The sequence below is a fragment of the Rhizobium ecuadorense genome (assembly GCF_001187535.1).
GTDB classification, from domain to species: domain Bacteria; phylum Pseudomonadota; class Alphaproteobacteria; order Rhizobiales; family Rhizobiaceae; genus Rhizobium; species Rhizobium ecuadorense.
Genome location: NZ_LFIO01000211.1, coordinates 1 through 256 on the forward strand (window position 1 = coordinate 1; position 256 = coordinate 256).

The following is a 256-nucleotide window of genomic DNA, read 5'->3' on the forward strand; positions in this document are numbered from 1 at the left end:
GGAGATGCCTGAGACGGCGACCGTGCTGCGCGTTCGGAACAACACGCTGTCGGCCACCGACGGCCCCTATGTCGAGACGAAGGAGCATTTGGCCGGCTTCTATGTCATCGAGGCACCGGATATGGTGAAGGCTAGGGAAATTGCCGGTCGGATCCCTTCGGCACGTTACGGCGCCGTCGAACTGAGGCCCGTGCGAATGCTGACCCTGCCGGACTGAGGTGGCCCTTTTGGAACGCGTCATCGAGGAGATCTACCG

General features: G+C 62.1%; 1 protein-coding gene. It reads left to right on the plus strand.

Features of this window, described 5'->3' with window-relative positions; genetic code table 11:
• The coding region (locus AF337_RS05585) for a YciI family protein (protein ID WP_244471187.1) at positions 1-217 on the plus strand (217 nt) is incomplete at its 5' end.
• Positions 218-256: the final 39 nt, after the last annotated feature.